Origin of the sequence: Tsukamurella pulmonis (assembly GCF_900103175.1) — a bacterium.
Lineage (GTDB): Bacteria > Actinomycetota > Actinomycetes > Mycobacteriales > Mycobacteriaceae > Tsukamurella > Tsukamurella pulmonis.
The window spans coordinates 1,337,180-1,351,214 of record NZ_FNLF01000002.1 but is presented as its reverse complement, the minus strand read 5'-3'; the positions used below and the strand labels follow the sequence as shown (position 1 = coordinate 1,351,214).

Sequence of the window (14,035 nt, the reverse complement as noted above, 5' to 3'; positions counted from 1 at the left end):
CACCCTAGTCCTGCGCCGCGGGCTCTGCGGCCGTCCCCCGCGAATCCGAGACCCGGCTGTGAGATCGTGAAGGCTCCCGTACGGCGCGAGCGCCACGAGTCAGGGGGATCCCACATGATCGAACTCGCAGCGCGGGCGGAACGGGTACTCGCACCCGACGTCTGGGCCTATCTGATGCGCGGCGCGACCGACGGCGAGTCACCCTGGGAGCGATGGCGATTCATGCCGCGGGTACTGCGCGATGTCCGGTCGATCGACACCTCGGCGAGTGTCTTCGGCGACTGGCGCTCCCCCATCGGCGTGGCCCCGACTGCGTTCCACCGCCTCGTGCATACCGGCGGCGAGGCGGCGGTGGCCCGCGCCGCGGCTGCCTGCGGCGCCCCGTTCGTGCTGTCCATGCGCGCGACAACCCGGATCGAGGAGGTCGCCGCGGCGGCCGGTGGGCCGTGGTGGCAGCAGGTCTACCTCATGCGGGACCGCGGCATCACCGATGCGCTCGTGCAGCGCGCCGCCGCGGCGGGTGCGACGGCGCTGGTCCTCACCGGCGACACCCCGTACGTGGGACGCTCCGGCGGCCGCGGGCTGCCACCGCTGGACGACGACCTGGCCCTCGTCAACGTCGCCCAGCACCTGCCGCCCGGCGCCGACGCGTGGACCGCTATCGAGCAGGACGCCGGTGCCGTCCTGGATGACATCGGCCGGCTCGCCGACCTCACGGGCCTCCCGGTGATCGTCAAGGGCGTGCTGCGCGCCGACGAGGCCCGGCGCTGCGTCGACGCAGGCGCGGCCGGCGTGTGGGTGAGCGATCACGGCGGGCGGCAGCTCGGCCGCACCGTCGCGCCGTCGCAGGCGCTGCCGTGGATCGCCGCGGCCGTCGGACAGCGAGCGCGGGTCCTGGTGGACGGCGATGTCCGCGGCGGCCTGGACGCGCTGGCCGCGCTCGCGCTCGGCGCGGACGCGGTCTTCGTCGGCCGCCCGGTCCTGTGGGCCCTGGCGGACTCGGGCGGTGACGGCGTCGCAGCCCTGCTGGCGGGGCTCCACGACGACCTCCGGCACGCCATGGGGCTGGCGGGCGCCGTGCATCTCGGGGAGTTGACGGACGACCTCGTCGTCCCTCGCTGACCCCCGCCGGCCGGCCGCCGATCCGTATCGTGGTGCGCACAGGCCCATCCGAGGAGGAACGCATGCTCACCGGCCGCGCTCTACTGCTGGACATGGACGGCACACTGGTCGATTCGCACGCCGTCGTCGAACGCTGCTGGACGGCCTGGGCCCGGGAGAAGGGCCTCGATCCGGCGCGGGTGCTCGCCGTCGCGCACGGCCGCCAGGGGCACGCCACCATGGCGGATTTGCTGCCCGACCGCCCCGTCGAGGTCAACCTCGCGGAGAACCGCGCGCTGCTCGCGCAGGAGACCGCCGACACCGAGGGCATCGTCCCCGTCGCCGGCGCGCCCGCGTTCCTCGCCGCGCTCGACGGTGCCCCGCACGCCCTCGTCACCTCCGCGGACCTCGCGCTGGCGACGGCGCGCATGGGCGCAGCGGGCCTGCCGGTGCCGGCGGTGCGGGTGACCGCGGAGGACGTGCGCGCCAGCAAGCCCGACCCCGAGGGCTTCCTGCGCGGCGCGGCGCTCCTCGGGTTCGACCCCGCCGACTGCATCGTCTTCGAGGATTCGGAGGCGGGCACCACCGCGGCGAGGGCCGCCGGGATGCGCGTGGTCGGGGTGGGCCCGCAGGCGGCGCGCTTCTCGCCCGACGTGCAGGTCGACGACCTGACGACGGTGACGGTCACCGTCGACGACGAGGGCATCCACCTGACCGTCTGACGCGCCGGATCGCCGAAGGTGAGACGGTTCGGCGCCCCGGCGACATGAAGGGGTGTGACGTCCACGATGAGAACCGACGAGTCCGCGGACCGGGCCCTCCTCGCCCGCGCCGCGGGCGGGGACGGCGCCGCATTCGCGGCGATCCACGACCGCCACGTGCGCGCGGTCTACTGGCAGGCCTACTCCGTGCTGCACGACGCCGATGCGGCGCAGGAGGTCGCCCAGGACACCTTCCTCACACTGTGGCGCCGGATCGACTCCGTGCGGATCGTCGACGAATCGGTGCTGCCCTGGCTGATGACCACGGCGCGGTACACCGCGCTCAACACCGGTCGCCGGCTCGCCGCCGTCCGCGACAGATCGGCGCCGCTGGACACCGTGGAGCCGCCGGACGCCGCCGCCTCGCCGGAGGACGAGGCACTCGCCGCCGAGGTCCGTGGCCTCATCGCCGACGCCGTGCACGCCCTGTCCCCCACCGATCAGCGCCTCTACCGGCTCTGCGTCGAGGACGAGAGGACCTACGAGCGGGCCGCGGCCGAGGTGGGCGTGAGCCACGCCGCCGTCCGCAACCGCGTCTCCCGGCTGCGCAGCCGTCTGCGCGCCGACCTGAGCACCCTGAGGGAGCAGTCATGACCGCCCGCACCACCCCCGACGACATCCTCACCGACGATCGGCTCGCCGCGATGCGCTCGGTCGTCATGGCCGAGGTCGACACCGATGTGCAGGCGCGCCGTCGCAGCCGGCGGCGCCGCACGATGGGCATCGCGGCGGCCGCCGCGATCGCCGTCGTCGCCGTCGGCGGCGGCGTCGTGGTGAACCAGTTCCAGGACACCGGCAGCGACAAGTCGTTCTCCGTGCCGGGCGCGGGACCGCAGACCGCCGCCCGCGGAGCCGCGGAGTCCGCGCCCGTCACCGGCGGGGCACCGCTGGCGGCCCCCGCACCGCAGGCCGCCCCCACCACGGGGCCGATGCCGCCGCCGACCCCGACGCCGATCACCAACAACCGGCACGTGGTCACCACCGGCACGGTGACGGTCACGAGCACGGATCCCGCTGCCGCGGCGAAGGACCTGGCGGCCACCGCCGAGCGCCTCGACGGCCGCGTCGATGAGCGGCGGGAGACCCGCGGTGACCAGGCTTCGGCCACACTGCGCCTGCGCATTCCGAGCGAGAGGATCACCGAACTGCTCGACCGGGCCGGCGGCGTCGGCACCGTCGCGTCCGTGCAGCTCGAGCACGAGGACGTCACGGACACCGCCGTGGACCTGGACGCGCGCATCCGCGCGACCCGGGTCTCCGTCGACCGGTTGAGCGCGGTGCTCGCGCGGGCCGAGACCACGGATCAGGTGATCGCGGCGGAGTCCGCGCTGACCTCCCGCCAGCAGGAGCTCGAATCCCTGCAGTCGCGACGCGCGTCGATCGCCGACCGGGTCTCCCTCTCGACGGTGACGGTGACGATCGAGAAGCCGACCGTCACCGTCGACCGGTCCGGGTTCGCGGGCGGACTGCAGGACGGGTGGGACGCGCTGCTGGCCGCCGGCCGGTGGCTGTTGGTGATCGCCGGAGCGGTGCTGCCCTGGGCGGCGCTGCTCGCACTGCTCTACGCGGCCTACCGCGCGGTGCGGGCCGCGCGGCGCCACTCCTGACCCCGGCTCGACAGGAGTTTCGGCAGCGCGCTGCCGAAAATCGTGAACGCGGCCGACTTTCGGCAGCGTTCGCAGGAACCGGCAGCGCGCTGCCGATCGTCGACGCGAGCAGCGGCGCTCCGAGCCCGAGGCCGACTACGAAGGGACGATCAGCGCGCGGGCCGTGGCGAACCGCGGGCCGCGCGCACCGTCGACCTCGATGAAGAAGTCGGCCTCGGAGAAGCTCTGCCGGCTCCCGGGTTTGACCACCCGGCCGACGGCGAGGAACGCCTCCCCTTGCGCGGCGCGCAGGAACTGGGTGTCCATCGCGGTGACGAGGCCGCCCGCGCCGGGATGCATCGCGAGCGCATAGCCGCAGGCGTTCTCCAACACGCCGGCGATGACCCCCGCGTGGAGGCCACCGAGGTTCTGGCACAGGTCGTCCCTGCGCTCGAGGCGGAGCACGACCTCCTCGCGGTCGGCGCTGAGCACCTCGATACCGGCCCACCGGTTGAAGGGCAGGGAGGCGTTGTAGTCGACGAGTTCCTGGAAGGTCACCCCAGCACTATCGCACCTCCGCGTCAGCGGGTGCTGGCCGCGAGCTCGGGGGCGGGGCGAGGCGACGGTGCGGGTGCGGGTGCGACCGGCGCACCGAGGCCGCCGAGTCCCGAAAGGACGTCGAAGGCGATCTCGCCCGTCTGCCACAGCGCGAGGATCGCGCCCTCGGTCGCGGGCCGCACACCCGGGTTCTGCAGCGCGAGGCCGTTGGCGAAGGTGAGGGTGTTGTAGCCGTCGTCGGCGGCGCGCAGCATCAGGTTCGAGGCGACGCCCGCGCCGACGATCCGGTCGAGCCCCTGCCCGAAGAAGTAGAAGGTCCACAGGCCCCACAGATCGGCGCCGTAGATCCGCTTGCTGCGATCGGGGATCACGTTGCCGTTCTTCGCGATCGAGTCGACGATGCGGTAGAAGTCGAGCGCGTTCGCCGGGGTGCTGCGCGTGTGCGCGACGGTGTACGCGAGATCGACGGTGATGTGCGCGTTGTAGCCCGCCATCGCCACCCGCCCGGGCGGCAGCTCGCAGCGCGCCGCCAGCCGGAAGTAGTTGCCCCACCACTGCGGCACGGCGCCGCCGGTCCACTGCGCGTGCACGGCCCGCAGGTAGCGGCTCACCAGGTCGATCGAAAGGGACTTGGTGTAGCGCGGGTCGTCGAGCCCGGCCTCGTCGCGCTGCGTCGGGGTGACCGCGTCGCGGATGACGCCGTCCATCCCCACACCGAACAGACCGCGCCGGTCGCGGTGCGCGGCGAGGATGTCGGCGATGCCGCGCTGCCGCGCCGTCAGGTCGTCGAGGCCGGCGAAGGTCGGGGCGGTGGGCAGGGTCCGCGGGTCGGACAGCGCGACGATCCGCCGGTTCTCGTCGGGCCGCAGGGCGGTGCCGCAGTAGGCCGACGGTGCGCCCGCCGCGGGCACCGCGACGAGCGCGCCGGGGAGCAGGGCGACGACCACCGCGCCGGCGAGCCACGCCGGCCGGCGCATCATCGGGCTAGACCTCCGCGAGGGGGACGCCGGTGTCGCCGAGGCGGGCGGCGTCGACGGAGCGGCGCGAGGTGATCAGGTCCCGGACGTCGTCGCCGACGTCCCAGATGTTGACGTTCATCCCGGCCAGCACCCGGCCCTCCCGGAGCCAGAACGCCACGAACTCGAGGGCATCGACGTCGCCGCGGATCACCACCTGGTCGTAGCCGGTCGAGAGCCCCAGGTACTCCATCCCGAGCTGGTACTGGTCGGTGAAGAAGTACGGGAGCCGGTCGTAGACCTCGGACCCGCCGAGCATGTTCGCCGCGGCGACGCGGGGCTGGTTGAGGGCGTTGGCCCAGTGCTCGACCCGGATGCGCCGGCCCACCGTCGGGTTCTCCGCGGCGGCGATGTCACCGACCGCGAAGACGTGCGGGTCGCTGGTGCGCAGACCGGCATCGACCGCCAGGCCGCCCTCGGCGGTGTCCAGGCCCGCTTCCTGCGCGAACTCGATGTTGGGGATCGCGCCGATCCCGACGAGCACGGCGTCGGTCTCGACGGTGCTGCCGTCCTCGAGGACGAGTCCCCGTCCGCCGGGCTCGACGGCCCGGACGCCCACGCCGGTCCGCAGATCGACGCCGTGCGAACGGTGCAGATCGGCGAAGACCTTGCCCAGCTCCGGCCCGAGCGCGCCGATCAGCCGCTGCTCCGAGGGCTCGATCACGGTCACCTCGAGTCCGGCTCCGCGCGCCGCGGCGGCGGCCTCGAGACCGATCCACCCGCCGCCGACGATGCCGAGGCGGCCGCCCTTGGCGAAGGCCGCCCGCAGCGCGTCACTGTCGTCGATCGTGCGCAGGTAGTGCACCCCGTCGGCGCCGGGGAGCGGGCGGGCCCGCGACCCGGTGGCCAGCAGGAGCTCGTCGTAGTGCAGCGATTCCCCGCCGTCGAGCCCGACGGTGCGCGCCTCCCGGTCGAGCGAGGTCACGCGGACGCCCGTGCGAACGGTCACGTCGTGATCGGCGTACCAGGCCGCGTCGAAGGTGAACACGCTGTCGCGCTCGGCCTTGCCCTGCAGGTACTCCTTGGACAGCGGTGGGCGCTCGTACGGTGGATGGGCCTCACCGCACAGCACGGTGATCGGGCCGTCGTGCCCCAGATCCCGCAGCGCCTCCGCCGCTTTCGCTGCTGCCAGTCCTCCGCCGACGACGATGATCTCAGCCATGCTTCCGACCGTAGACCCGTCCGCCGGGGAGGGGAACCCCTCGGCGCACAAGGCGGTGATCGCAACACCGCCTGCACGATTCGTCCGATTCGCTACGCTGGCGCCATGGAAGTACTACGCAACGTCATAGTTCTGATCCACATCGTCGGCTTCGCGATCACCTTCGGTGGTTGGGTCGCGTCCGCGGCGTCGGGCCGCTTCCGTTTCGACCGGGTGATGGACTACGGGCTGCTGGTCTCCCTGGTGACCGGACTCGCACTGGCCGCGCCCTGGCCCGCCGGCATCGAGCTGAACTACCCCAAGATCGGGATCAAGCTGGTGATCCTGCTCATCCTCGGCGGCCTGCTCGGCATGGGCAGTGCGCGGCAGAAGCGCACCGGCGAGCCCGTCCCGCGCGGGATGTTCTACGCCGCGGGCGTGCTGTCGCTGACCGCCGCGGGGCTCGCCGTCATCTGGTGACTCCGCGGATGCCGTGCACGTAGTCGCGGAGCTCGTCGAGCTTGCGCTTCGCGGCGACGAGCTGCGCGATCCGCTCGTCGAGCACGGCGCGACGCTCGCCGATGCGGACCAGCGCCGCGTCGAGCTCCCCGGGCGGGGCATCGCCCTCGCCGCACACGACGCCCACCAGCTCCGCCGTCTCCGCGGCCGACAGCCCGGCCTCGATCAGGCACCGCGCGTCGTCGACGGTGCGCACGTCCTCCTCCGTGAACACCCGGTAGCCGTTGGACTCGCGGCCCGGGGCCAGGATCCCCGTCTTCTCGTAGTGCCGGATCATGCGCGGCGTGGCGCCGGTGCGGGCGCACAGGTCCCGCATTCGCAGCCCGGGCTTGACCATGACACTGGTGTCAGAGTTCATGCTCTCAGTATGACGAATCAGCAGCTTCCCCGCGCGGTCGTGGTGACCGCCCACCCCGACACCGATTCCGCCACCGCCCGCACCGCCGCCGCGGTCGCCCGCGGGCTGCGCCGCGGCGGGTACGCCGAGGTCGAGCGGCACGACCTCCTCGCCGCCGGCTTCGACCCGACCTTCGGTTCCGCGGATCACGCGGCGTACCGCGACCGCACCGACGTCCCCGTGGACGTCCGCGCGGAGCAGCGCCGCCTCGAGGAGTTCGACGCGATCGCGGTCGTCTTCCCGGTGTACTGGTGGGGCTTGCCCGGCCCGCTCAAGGGCTGGGTCGATCGCGTCTTCACGCGCGACTGGGCGTACGACGACACGGGGTCCGGCGCCCCGCTCGCGGCGCCGAAGCGCCTGTACTTCTTCCCGATCGGCGCGGTCGGCGCGTCGACCTACCGCAAGCACGGCTACCTCGACGGGATGCGCGCGCAGCTGGTCGACGGGCTCGCGGGCTACATGGGCGCGCAGGACTCCGACCTCGTCCTCCTGGTCGACGGTGAATCGGACGATCCCGAGCGGCATCACGCCCGCGAGGCCGCAGCGGAGGACGCCGCCGCGACGGTCGCCGCACGGGCGATCGACGGCGTCGCCGCCTGACCGTCAGGAGAGGCGTTCGACGAGAACGGGCAGGCCCTCGCCGTCCAGTTCGGACAGGGCGACGGTGCGGCCGCTCACCGCAAGCAGCAGCGCGAGCAGCGGGCCGCTGACCTCGGGGCCGTCACCGAACGCGACGTCGGCATCGGTGGCACGCACGCGCAGTCCGGCGACGTGCTCCTTCGCTCCGCCCATCCCCGTCCCGGTGCGCGCCTGCAGGCGCAGCGCTCGTTCGACCGCCTCCACCGGATACTCGCCGACGGCGCCCAGTGGTCGCCGGATGTCCTCGCCGTGCACCACCACCTCGACGAGGCGGGTGTCCAGCGGGGCGGGCGGGCCCGAAGTGCGATCGGCGACCTCCCGGAACCGGTCGAGCATCTGCGCCGCCGGCCCCACCTCGCGATCGACGCCGTTGCGGTTGTCCCGGTCGAAGTCGAAGCGGGCGAGGATCATTCCCTTGAGGAAGCCGAGGCGGGTGGTCTCGGCGGTGGAGATCTGGTGCGCGACCACATCGCGCACGCGCCATCCCGGGCACAGCGAGGGCGTGTCCCACCGAGCGTCATCCACCGTCTCGAGGAAGGCGATCAGCGCGCGGCGCTCCGCGTGGACCAACTGCCAGACATCGGCCATGGGACTCCTTCGTCCCGGTCACCGTAGCGCGATCGGCCGCCCCTCACCGGCGAAGTGTCACGCCGCTTCCCGCCGACGCCGAGCCGCGGAGCACCACGAGCGGTCCCGCCGCTCCCTCGGCCGGGCCGGCCTTGTCCGTGCACGAGCTCCATCCCGAGTAGGCCATGCCGGTCGCGTCGACACGCGTGGTCGGGCCGAGGCGCAGCTTGAGCGCGCTCCACGAGACCTGCACGTCGATCTCGACACCGCCGTACGGGAATTCGGCGCTGCGGAAGTCGAGCTTCGCGGTGCCCATGGTCCCCTCGATCCGCAGGCGCGCCGGGACGGTCCAGACGCCCTTGCGGTGCACCGTCTTCCACTCCAGGTCCAGCACCTCGACGGGTCGGTCCGCGGGCTCGGCGACGACGGCCGGGAACAGGCGGTCCCGGATCGGCAGGTCCTGCACCAGCGCGCGCAGGGCGCCCCGGTCCGTGGCCGCGTAGGCGGCCCGCGTGCGCTCGTCGAACTCCTCCACGGTGAGGTAGCCGGTCGCCATCGCCTCGCCGAGAAGCTCGACGGCCCGGTGTCGCTCGGGATCGCCCACCCGGATTCCATCGCTGTCCTCCATGGCCCCGACCCTAGCGATCGCGCGCGGTGCCGTCCGCTATCGCCCGCTTCGGCGGGCGCGTCCCAGGTACTCGCGCTCCGCCGGATCGGTGGTGAGCGAGATCGCCTTCGCGTACGCGGCGTCGGCGGCGGGGTCGCCGAGTCGGTCCAGCAGGGACGCGCGCAGCGCCCAGCCCGATTGCAGTCGGCCCACGTCTCCGACGGCATCGAGCGCATCCAACCCCGCTCGCGCACCGTCGATCTCGGCGATGACCGCGGCGCGTGCGACGGCCGCGCCCCGCGTGGGGGCGAGCGCGACGAGCGCGTCGTACAGGCGGCGCAGGTGCGCCCAGTCCGGCGCCTCACCGGGGCGCCGGGCGCAGTGCACGGCGCCGATCGCGGCCTCCAGCTGGAACCGTCCCACGGCGCGCAGGGCGTGGGCCGCACGCAGGTGGCGGTGTCCTGCCGCGATGAGGTCGCGATCCCAGCGGCGCGGATCCTGCTGGGCCAGTGGAACGTAGCGCCCGTCCTCGTCGACGCGGGCGGGCAACCGGGCACTCGAGAGGTACAACAGGGCGGCGAGACCGTGCGCCTCCGGCACCGTCGGGGCGGCCTCGGTGACGGTGCGGGCCAGCCCCAACAGGAGCGCGTGCCGCTCGCGCGGCGGAGTGGGCCATTCGATCGTGTACGACCCGTAGACGGCTTCCAGCACCGGCCCGAGCCGATCGGGGAGCGCTTCGAAGTCCGGGACCGCGAACGGGATCCGCTCCCGTGCGATCCGCTTCTTGGCACGGGTCAGGCGCGCCGCCATGGTGGCCGTCGGGATCAGGAGGGCCGCTCCGATCTCGGCTGCGGTGAAGCCGAGGACGGTGTTGAGCATGAGGGGCACGCCCGCCCCGGCGAGATCGGGATGCGCGCAGACCAGGAGCAGTTCCAGTCTGCGATCCGGTGCGGCGCCGGTCTCGGGGATGTCGTGCTCGGTCTCGTCGAACGGGACCGAGGTGCGCTCGGCGGCGGATCTCCACCGGTCCCGTTGGCGGTTGCGCGCGACGGTGAGCAGCCAGGCGTCCGGGTCGTCGGGCACCCCGTCGACCGGCCACCGCGCCAGGGCCCGCTCGAAGGCGTCGGCGAGGGCGTCCTCGGCGGAGGCGAGATCGTGCGTGCGGGCGGCGAGCAGCGCGAGCAAGCGGCCGTACGAGGTGCGGGCGGCGGTCTCCGCCCGCACCTCGGCATCGGCGGGCATCAGTCCGTGCAGGCGGCGGTGTCCCAGACGCCCTCGTCGCACGCGGCGGCCACCTTGCGCACCTCGATCACCGCGTACTGGGTCGCCGGGTGCTTCTGCGCCCAGGCGATCGCGGCGTCGCGGTCCGGCACGTCCAGGATGAACACCCCGGCGAGCGCCTCACGGGTGTCGGCGAACGGCCCGTCCTGGATGGCGAGGTCGCCGTCGCGCCGGGTGACGGTGACCGTCTGCGCCTGCGGTTCCAGGATCTCCGCCCCGATCAGCACGCCCGCGGCCTGCAGGGCGGCGGTGTAGTCCGCCATCGCCCGCTGCATCTGCAGCATGGCCTCCCTCGGGACGTCGCCCTCGCCGGGCTCGGCGTTGTTGAGCAGCAGTGCGTAATGCATGTCGTTCCTCCTCGTATCACTGTGCCCCAGGGGCGGGGCACAGTGATGACGATCGAGGCGAGGAGGAATCGACAGCTCGCCCGAGGAAGTTTCTAGCGACCCGCGAGCAGGGCGAGCACGCCCTCCGCGACGGGGTGCGCGCTGGCCGGGTTCTGCCCGGTCACGACGGTGCCGTCGGTGACGGCGAACGGGGCCCAGGCCTCGTCGGCCTGGACGTAGGTCGCGCCGCGCTCGGCGATCCGCTCCTCGAGGCTGAACGGGACGATCGCGTCGAGGCCGGCGAGCACCTCCTCGTTCCAGGAGAAGCCCGCGATGTTCCGACCGGAGATGAGCGGTGCACCGTCGGACTTCGTGGCGCCGAGCAGCCCGGCGGTGCCGTGACAGACGGCGGAGACGACCTTGCCCGCATCGTCGAACTCGCGCAGCAGCGTCGCGAGGCGCTCGTCGGCCGGGAAGTCGAACATCACGCCGTGACCGCCGGTGAGGTAGATCGCGTCGAACTCGGCGGCGTCGACGTCGCGCAGCGACGGGGTGTTCCGCAGGCGGTCCATGAAGACGGGATCGTCGTAGCGGGCGCGGGTGCCGCCCTGCGCGAGCACCTCGTGGCTCAGCGACTCGGGATCGAGCGGGACGAAGCCGCCGTCGATGCTGGCGATGGTGGTGGCGTGCCCCGCGGCCTCGACGGCGTCCACGAAGTGGGTCAGTTCGCCCAGCCAGAGGCCGGTGCGACGGCCGCTGACCGCGTACGAGGGGACGCTGGTGGTGACGACCAGGATGCGGCTCATGGGATCCTCCTCAGGATTTGATTTGCCGAGCAACTGAACCGTATCACAATTGATATGTCTCGCAACTGATATGTGTGACCTGTTAGGCTGCGGCGGTGGCGGAACATGAGGAGACCTGCGATTTCGGCTGGTCCGTGGGGGTGCTGAACAAGGCGTACGCGGAGGCGGTCGCGCCGATCCTGGACCGGATCCCCCGCGGCGTGCGCGGCTACCAGACCCTGTACGCCGCCGCGACCTACGACCTGCCCACGCAACTCGCTCTCGCCGAGTACCTGCTCATCGACAAGTCCGTGATGCCGTACGTGGTGGATGACCTCGTGGGCGCCGGGCTGGTGCGCCGCGAGCCGTCGCCGACGGACCGACGCGCGCGCCGCGTGGTGCCGACCGACGCCGGGCTCGCGACGCTCCGTGAAGTGGGCGCGGCGCTGAGCACGGCCGAGGCGCAGCTGCTCGCACCCCTGTCCCCCGGCGATGCGGAGACGCTGCGGCGGGCGGTCGCCATCGTCGCGCGGACGTCGCGCGACGGCTGCGCGGACTAGGTCGCTCGCTCCGACCGTGTCGGGTCAGGCGCGCGCCAGGTGCAGCAGCGGGTACGGGCGGCCCTCGCCGTCGGTCTCGCTGCGCGCCGTCACGGCGAACCCGCTGTGCGCGTAGAAGCCGACGGCCTGCTCGTTCTGTTCGTTGACGTCGACGGTGCGCACCCCGAGTTCCCGGACCGCGTGATCGAGGAGCGCGCGCCCGACGCCCCGGCCGCGGCTGTCGGCGTGCACGAAGAGCATCGCCAGGTCCTCGCCGGCCGTGCCGGCGAAGCCGGCCACGGCACCGTCGAACTCGGCGACGGTGAGCCGGACCTGCGGGAAGTAGTCGCTCGCCAGGCGCGCCTCGATGGCGTCGCGGTCGTCGTCGGCGAGGAAGTCGTGGGTGGCGTCGACCGAGCTGCGCCAGACCCGCACGAGAGTCTGATGGTCGTCGGCGGTGCCTGCGCGGAGAGTGATCATGCCCGTCATTCTTCCGGCCGTGTCGAGCCGTTTTCGCCCCACGGATACCCCTTGGGCCGGTGCCGCGGCGGGATCAAGGGCAAGCCGAGGTCCGGCGCGACGGCGTAGATGCACTGCTTCACTCGGCGCGGCGGCGGCTCCGTCATCCGCGCAGCGCGGCGAGGGCCCGGTCGGCGTGGACCTGCATGTTCACCTCGGAGGCGATGACATCGGCGACGGTGCCGTCGGCGCGGATCGCGAAGGTGGTGCGCTTGGTGGGCATGCCGGCGAGCTTGAGCAGGCCGCCGCGGCCCACCCCGTAGGCCGCCGCGACGGTGCCGTCGACGTCGGCGAGCAGCGGGTAGTCGAGGCCGTGCTTGGCGGTCCAGTCCTGCTGCTTGGCGACGGCGTCGCGGCTGATCCCGACGCGCTGCACGCCCGCCTCCGCGAACTCGGCGGCGAGGTCGCGGAAGTGGCACGCCTCCTTGGTGCAGCCCGGCGTGAACGCCGCCGGGTAGAAGAACAGCGCGACGGGGCCGGCGGCGAGCAGGTCGCTCAGCTTCCGCGGCGTGCCGTCCTGATCGGGCAGTTCGAAGTCGGGTGCCTTGTCGCCGGGTTTCATGCCGACAAGGCTAGCCTGGCGGCATGAGCTTCACCGGATTCCCCGAGGCGGCGCTGGACTTCTACGACGACCTCGAGGCCGACAACTCGAAGGTGTTCTGGGAGGCGCACAAGGAGGTCTACAAGACCGCCGTCGCCGCCCCGATGGCCGCTTTGATGGACGAGCTGGCCGACGAGTTCGGTACTCCCAAGATCTTCCGCCCCTATCGGGACGTGCGGTTCTCCAAGGACAAGACGCCGTTCAAGACCCACCAGGGCGCGTTCGTGGGCGTCGGCCCGGCGACGGGGTACTACGTGCAGATCGGGGCGCCCGGCGTACGAGTCGGGGCCGGGTTCTACGACGCGACCCCGACGCGGCTCGCCGCCTTCCGGAACGCGATCGACAACGATCTCTACGGGCCGGCGCTCGAGCAGATCATCGCGAAGCTCCGCCGCACGGGGTGGGAGATCGGCGGCGAGACGCTCAAGACCTCGCCGCGCGGCTGGGACGCCGATCACCCCAGGATCGAGTTGCTGCGGCACAAGTCGCTCACCGCGATGCGCGACTACGGATTCGGCGAGATCATCCACTCGCCGAAGCTGGTGGCGGAGATCCGCAAGCACTGGCGGCAGACGTCGGCTCTGCTCGACTGGCTGGTCGAACACGGCGACGCCTGAACCCGCGCGCGATCTCTACACTGGTGGTATGGCCGAACGACCCCGACTGAAGTGGATGTGGTGGCTCTTCGCCTACATCGCTCTCGGCCTCGGCATCATCGGCGTCATCGTCCCTCTGATGCCCACAACCGTGTTCATCCTGATCGCGGCGTACTGCGCGGCGCGCGGATCTGACACCCTGCACCGCAAGCTGCTCGAGCACCGGATCTTCGGGCCCATGATCCTCGACTGGCAGCGCACGGGCGCGGTCAGCCGCAAGGCCAAGTACATGGCCATCGGCAGTATGGCCGTGTGCGCCGTGATCCTCCTCCTGGCGACACCGAAGTGGTGGATCGCCGCGATCGGAACAACGATCATGGCGATCGTCGCGATCTGGCTGTGGTCACGGCCCGAGCCGTCGGACGACCCCGACGCGGCACCGGGCGACGGTGCCGTCGCCTCGCCGCAGCCGTCGGCCGGGCGCGAGGACTGACCG

At 72.7% G+C, this 14,035-nt stretch carries 20 protein-coding genes; 9 read left to right on the top strand and 11 right to left on the bottom strand.

Annotated features, from left to right (window positions below; translation table 11 throughout):
* The first annotated feature begins 114 nt into the window (after positions 1-114).
* The 4 genes from BLQ62_RS06895 to BLQ62_RS06880 all read left to right on the top strand — a co-directional run bounded on the left by BLQ62_RS06895 (position 115) and on the right by BLQ62_RS06880 (position 3,469).
* On the top strand, positions 115-1,122 hold the full coding sequence (locus tag BLQ62_RS06895; protein WP_068566564.1) for an alpha-hydroxy acid oxidase: 1,008 nt from the start codon (positions 115-117) through the stop codon (positions 1,120-1,122).
* A gap of 62 nt (positions 1,123-1,184) precedes the next feature.
* A complete protein-coding gene (locus BLQ62_RS06890) occupies positions 1,185-1,823 on the top strand; it encodes an HAD-IA family hydrolase (protein WP_068566566.1) in 639 nt (212 codons plus the stop codon).
* Positions 1,824-1,889: 66 nt separating this feature from the next.
* Positions 1,890-2,456 carry an RNA polymerase sigma factor gene (locus BLQ62_RS06885; RefSeq protein ID WP_068566568.1) on the top strand — a complete coding sequence of 189 codons (567 nt, stop codon included), beginning with the start codon at positions 1,890-1,892 and terminating at the stop codon, positions 2,454-2,456.
* The gene (locus BLQ62_RS06880; protein WP_068566570.1) at positions 2,453-3,469 is read left to right on the top strand and encodes a DUF4349 domain-containing protein; all 1,017 of its coding nucleotides are present in this window, start codon (positions 2,453-2,455) and stop codon (positions 3,467-3,469) included. Before BLQ62_RS06885 ends, BLQ62_RS06880 begins: the two co-directional genes overlap by 4 nt.
* Before the next feature lie 135 nt (positions 3,470-3,604).
* Here the strand turns inward: BLQ62_RS06880 and BLQ62_RS23765 are convergent, their stop codons facing one another.
* Genes BLQ62_RS23765 through BLQ62_RS06865 form a run of 3 tightly spaced genes read right to left on the bottom strand, consistent with a single transcriptional unit; the run spans position 3,605 to position 6,184 of the window.
* Positions 3,605-4,006 (bottom strand): PaaI family thioesterase, encoded by a 402-nt coding sequence (locus tag BLQ62_RS23765; RefSeq protein ID WP_068532606.1) that lies wholly within the window; start codon positions 4,004-4,006, stop codon positions 3,605-3,607.
* A gap of 23 nt (positions 4,007-4,029) precedes the next feature.
* Positions 4,030-4,986, bottom strand: coding sequence for a DUF5995 family protein (locus BLQ62_RS23760; protein ID WP_068566572.1), 957 nt, complete (start codon positions 4,984-4,986; stop codon positions 4,030-4,032).
* 4 nt (positions 4,987-4,990) lie between these two features.
* Complete coding sequence (locus tag BLQ62_RS06865) at positions 4,991-6,184, bottom strand: NAD(P)/FAD-dependent oxidoreductase (RefSeq protein ID WP_068566574.1); 1,194 nt, start codon at positions 6,182-6,184, stop codon at positions 4,991-4,993.
* A 105-nt stretch (positions 6,185-6,289) separates the two neighbouring features.
* Here BLQ62_RS06865 and BLQ62_RS06860 point away from each other — a divergent pair, with 105 nt between their 5' ends.
* Positions 6,290-6,643 carry a Fe-S protein gene (locus BLQ62_RS06860; protein ID WP_068532612.1) on the top strand — a complete coding sequence of 118 codons (354 nt, stop codon included), beginning with the start codon at positions 6,290-6,292 and terminating at the stop codon, positions 6,641-6,643.
* Here the strand turns inward: BLQ62_RS06860 and BLQ62_RS06855 are convergent.
* Positions 6,633-7,040, bottom strand: a complete 408-nt coding sequence (locus BLQ62_RS06855; RefSeq protein ID WP_082756612.1) for a MerR family transcriptional regulator — start codon at positions 7,038-7,040, stop codon at positions 6,633-6,635. The two genes, BLQ62_RS06860 and BLQ62_RS06855, sit on opposite strands and share 11 nt — an antisense overlap.
* A gap of 9 nt (positions 7,041-7,049) precedes the next feature.
* On the opposite strand from BLQ62_RS06855, the gene BLQ62_RS06850 reads away from it, so the two are divergent.
* Positions 7,050-7,679 carry an NAD(P)H-dependent oxidoreductase gene (locus tag BLQ62_RS06850; RefSeq protein WP_068566578.1) on the top strand — a complete coding sequence of 210 codons (630 nt, stop codon included), beginning with the start codon at positions 7,050-7,052 and terminating at the stop codon, positions 7,677-7,679.
* 3 nt (positions 7,680-7,682) lie between these two features.
* On the opposite strand, the gene BLQ62_RS06845 is transcribed toward BLQ62_RS06850, so the two are convergent.
* The 5 genes from BLQ62_RS06845 to BLQ62_RS06825 all read right to left on the bottom strand — a co-directional run bounded on the left by BLQ62_RS06845 (position 7,683) and on the right by BLQ62_RS06825 (position 11,305).
* The gene (locus BLQ62_RS06845; protein WP_068566580.1) at positions 7,683-8,306 is read right to left on the bottom strand and encodes a maleylpyruvate isomerase family mycothiol-dependent enzyme; all 624 of its coding nucleotides are present in this window, start codon (positions 8,304-8,306) and stop codon (positions 7,683-7,685) included.
* Between the two features lie 43 nt (positions 8,307-8,349).
* Entirely contained in the window at positions 8,350-8,913 is a 564-nt protein-coding gene (locus BLQ62_RS06840) for a DUF1707 SHOCT-like domain-containing protein (protein ID WP_068566582.1), read from the bottom strand.
* Between the two features lie 36 nt (positions 8,914-8,949).
* Positions 8,950-10,134 (bottom strand): RNA polymerase sigma factor, encoded by a 1,185-nt coding sequence (locus tag BLQ62_RS06835; protein ID WP_068566584.1) that lies wholly within the window; start codon positions 10,132-10,134, stop codon positions 8,950-8,952.
* Positions 10,134-10,520, bottom strand: a complete 387-nt coding sequence (locus BLQ62_RS06830) for a YciI family protein (protein WP_068566586.1) — start codon at positions 10,518-10,520, stop codon at positions 10,134-10,136. The genes BLQ62_RS06835 and BLQ62_RS06830 overlap by 1 nt, the downstream gene beginning before the upstream one ends.
* 92 nt (positions 10,521-10,612) lie before the next feature.
* Positions 10,613-11,305, bottom strand: a complete 693-nt coding sequence (locus tag BLQ62_RS06825) for a type 1 glutamine amidotransferase domain-containing protein (protein WP_068566588.1) — start codon at positions 11,303-11,305, stop codon at positions 10,613-10,615.
* 95 nt (positions 11,306-11,400) lie between these two features.
* Here BLQ62_RS06825 and BLQ62_RS06820 point away from each other — a divergent pair, with 95 nt between their 5' ends.
* Positions 11,401-11,844: a MarR family winged helix-turn-helix transcriptional regulator gene (locus BLQ62_RS06820; protein ID WP_068532625.1), complete on the top strand. Its 444-nt coding sequence runs from the start codon at positions 11,401-11,403 to the stop codon at positions 11,842-11,844.
* A 24-nt stretch (positions 11,845-11,868) separates the two neighbouring features.
* Here BLQ62_RS06820 and BLQ62_RS06815 read toward each other — a convergent pair whose 3' ends face one another.
* Complete coding sequence (locus tag BLQ62_RS06815) at positions 11,869-12,303, bottom strand: acetyltransferase (RefSeq protein ID WP_082756690.1); 435 nt, start codon at positions 12,301-12,303, stop codon at positions 11,869-11,871.
* A gap of 142 nt (positions 12,304-12,445) precedes the next feature.
* Complete coding sequence (locus BLQ62_RS06810; protein WP_068532628.1) at positions 12,446-12,904, bottom strand: peroxiredoxin; 459 nt, start codon at positions 12,902-12,904, stop codon at positions 12,446-12,448.
* A 23-nt stretch (positions 12,905-12,927) separates the two neighbouring features.
* Between BLQ62_RS06810 and BLQ62_RS06805 the strand changes: the two genes are divergently transcribed.
* Both BLQ62_RS06805 and BLQ62_RS06800 read left to right on the top strand, forming a co-directional pair.
* Entirely contained in the window at positions 12,928-13,560 is a 633-nt protein-coding gene (locus tag BLQ62_RS06805; protein WP_068532631.1) for a DUF2461 domain-containing protein, read from the top strand.
* A 28-nt stretch (positions 13,561-13,588) separates the two neighbouring features.
* Positions 13,589-14,032, top strand: a complete 444-nt coding sequence (locus tag BLQ62_RS06800) for a YbaN family protein (RefSeq protein ID WP_068566592.1) — start codon at positions 13,589-13,591, stop codon at positions 14,030-14,032.
* Positions 14,033-14,035: the final 3 nt, after the last annotated feature.

Excerpts from the sequence above, each read along its gene's own strand:
- BLQ62_RS06895 (WP_068566564.1), top strand. The coding sequence starts at position 115 with ATGATCGAACTCGCAGCGCGGGCGGAACGGGTACTCGCACCCGACGTC.
- BLQ62_RS06890 (WP_068566566.1), top strand. The coding sequence starts at position 1,185 with ATGCTCACCGGCCGCGCTCTACTGCTGGACATGGACGGCACACTGGTC.
- BLQ62_RS06885 (WP_068566568.1), top strand. The coding sequence starts at position 1,890 with ATGAGAACCGACGAGTCCGCGGACCGGGCCCTCCTCGCCCGCGCCGCG.
- BLQ62_RS06880 (WP_068566570.1), top strand. The coding sequence starts at position 2,453 with ATGACCGCCCGCACCACCCCCGACGACATCCTCACCGACGATCGGCTC.
- BLQ62_RS23760 (WP_068566572.1), bottom strand. The coding sequence starts at position 4,986 with ATGATGCGCCGGCCGGCGTGGCTCGCCGGCGCGGTGGTCGTCGCCCTG.
- BLQ62_RS06865 (WP_068566574.1), bottom strand. The coding sequence starts at position 6,184 with ATGGCTGAGATCATCGTCGTCGGCGGAGGACTGGCAGCAGCGAAAGCG.
- BLQ62_RS06860 (WP_068532612.1), top strand. The coding sequence starts at position 6,290 with ATGGAAGTACTACGCAACGTCATAGTTCTGATCCACATCGTCGGCTTC.
- BLQ62_RS06855 (WP_082756612.1), bottom strand. The coding sequence starts at position 7,040 with ATGAACTCTGACACCAGTGTCATGGTCAAGCCCGGGCTGCGAATGCGG.
- BLQ62_RS06850 (WP_068566578.1), top strand. The coding sequence starts at position 7,050 with ATGACGAATCAGCAGCTTCCCCGCGCGGTCGTGGTGACCGCCCACCCC.
- BLQ62_RS06845 (WP_068566580.1), bottom strand. The coding sequence starts at position 8,306 with ATGGCCGATGTCTGGCAGTTGGTCCACGCGGAGCGCCGCGCGCTGATC.
- BLQ62_RS06840 (WP_068566582.1), bottom strand. The coding sequence starts at position 8,913 with ATGGAGGACAGCGATGGAATCCGGGTGGGCGATCCCGAGCGACACCGG.
- BLQ62_RS06835 (WP_068566584.1), bottom strand. The coding sequence starts at position 10,134 with ATGCCCGCCGATGCCGAGGTGCGGGCGGAGACCGCCGCCCGCACCTCG.
- BLQ62_RS06830 (WP_068566586.1), bottom strand. The coding sequence starts at position 10,520 with ATGCATTACGCACTGCTGCTCAACAACGCCGAGCCCGGCGAGGGCGAC.
- BLQ62_RS06825 (WP_068566588.1), bottom strand. The coding sequence starts at position 11,305 with ATGAGCCGCATCCTGGTCGTCACCACCAGCGTCCCCTCGTACGCGGTC.
- BLQ62_RS06815 (WP_082756690.1), bottom strand. The coding sequence starts at position 12,303 with ATGATCACTCTCCGCGCAGGCACCGCCGACGACCATCAGACTCTCGTG.
- BLQ62_RS06810 (WP_068532628.1), bottom strand. The coding sequence starts at position 12,904 with ATGAAACCCGGCGACAAGGCACCCGACTTCGAACTGCCCGATCAGGAC.
- BLQ62_RS06805 (WP_068532631.1), top strand. The coding sequence starts at position 12,928 with ATGAGCTTCACCGGATTCCCCGAGGCGGCGCTGGACTTCTACGACGAC.
- BLQ62_RS06800 (WP_068566592.1), top strand. The coding sequence starts at position 13,589 with ATGGCCGAACGACCCCGACTGAAGTGGATGTGGTGGCTCTTCGCCTAC.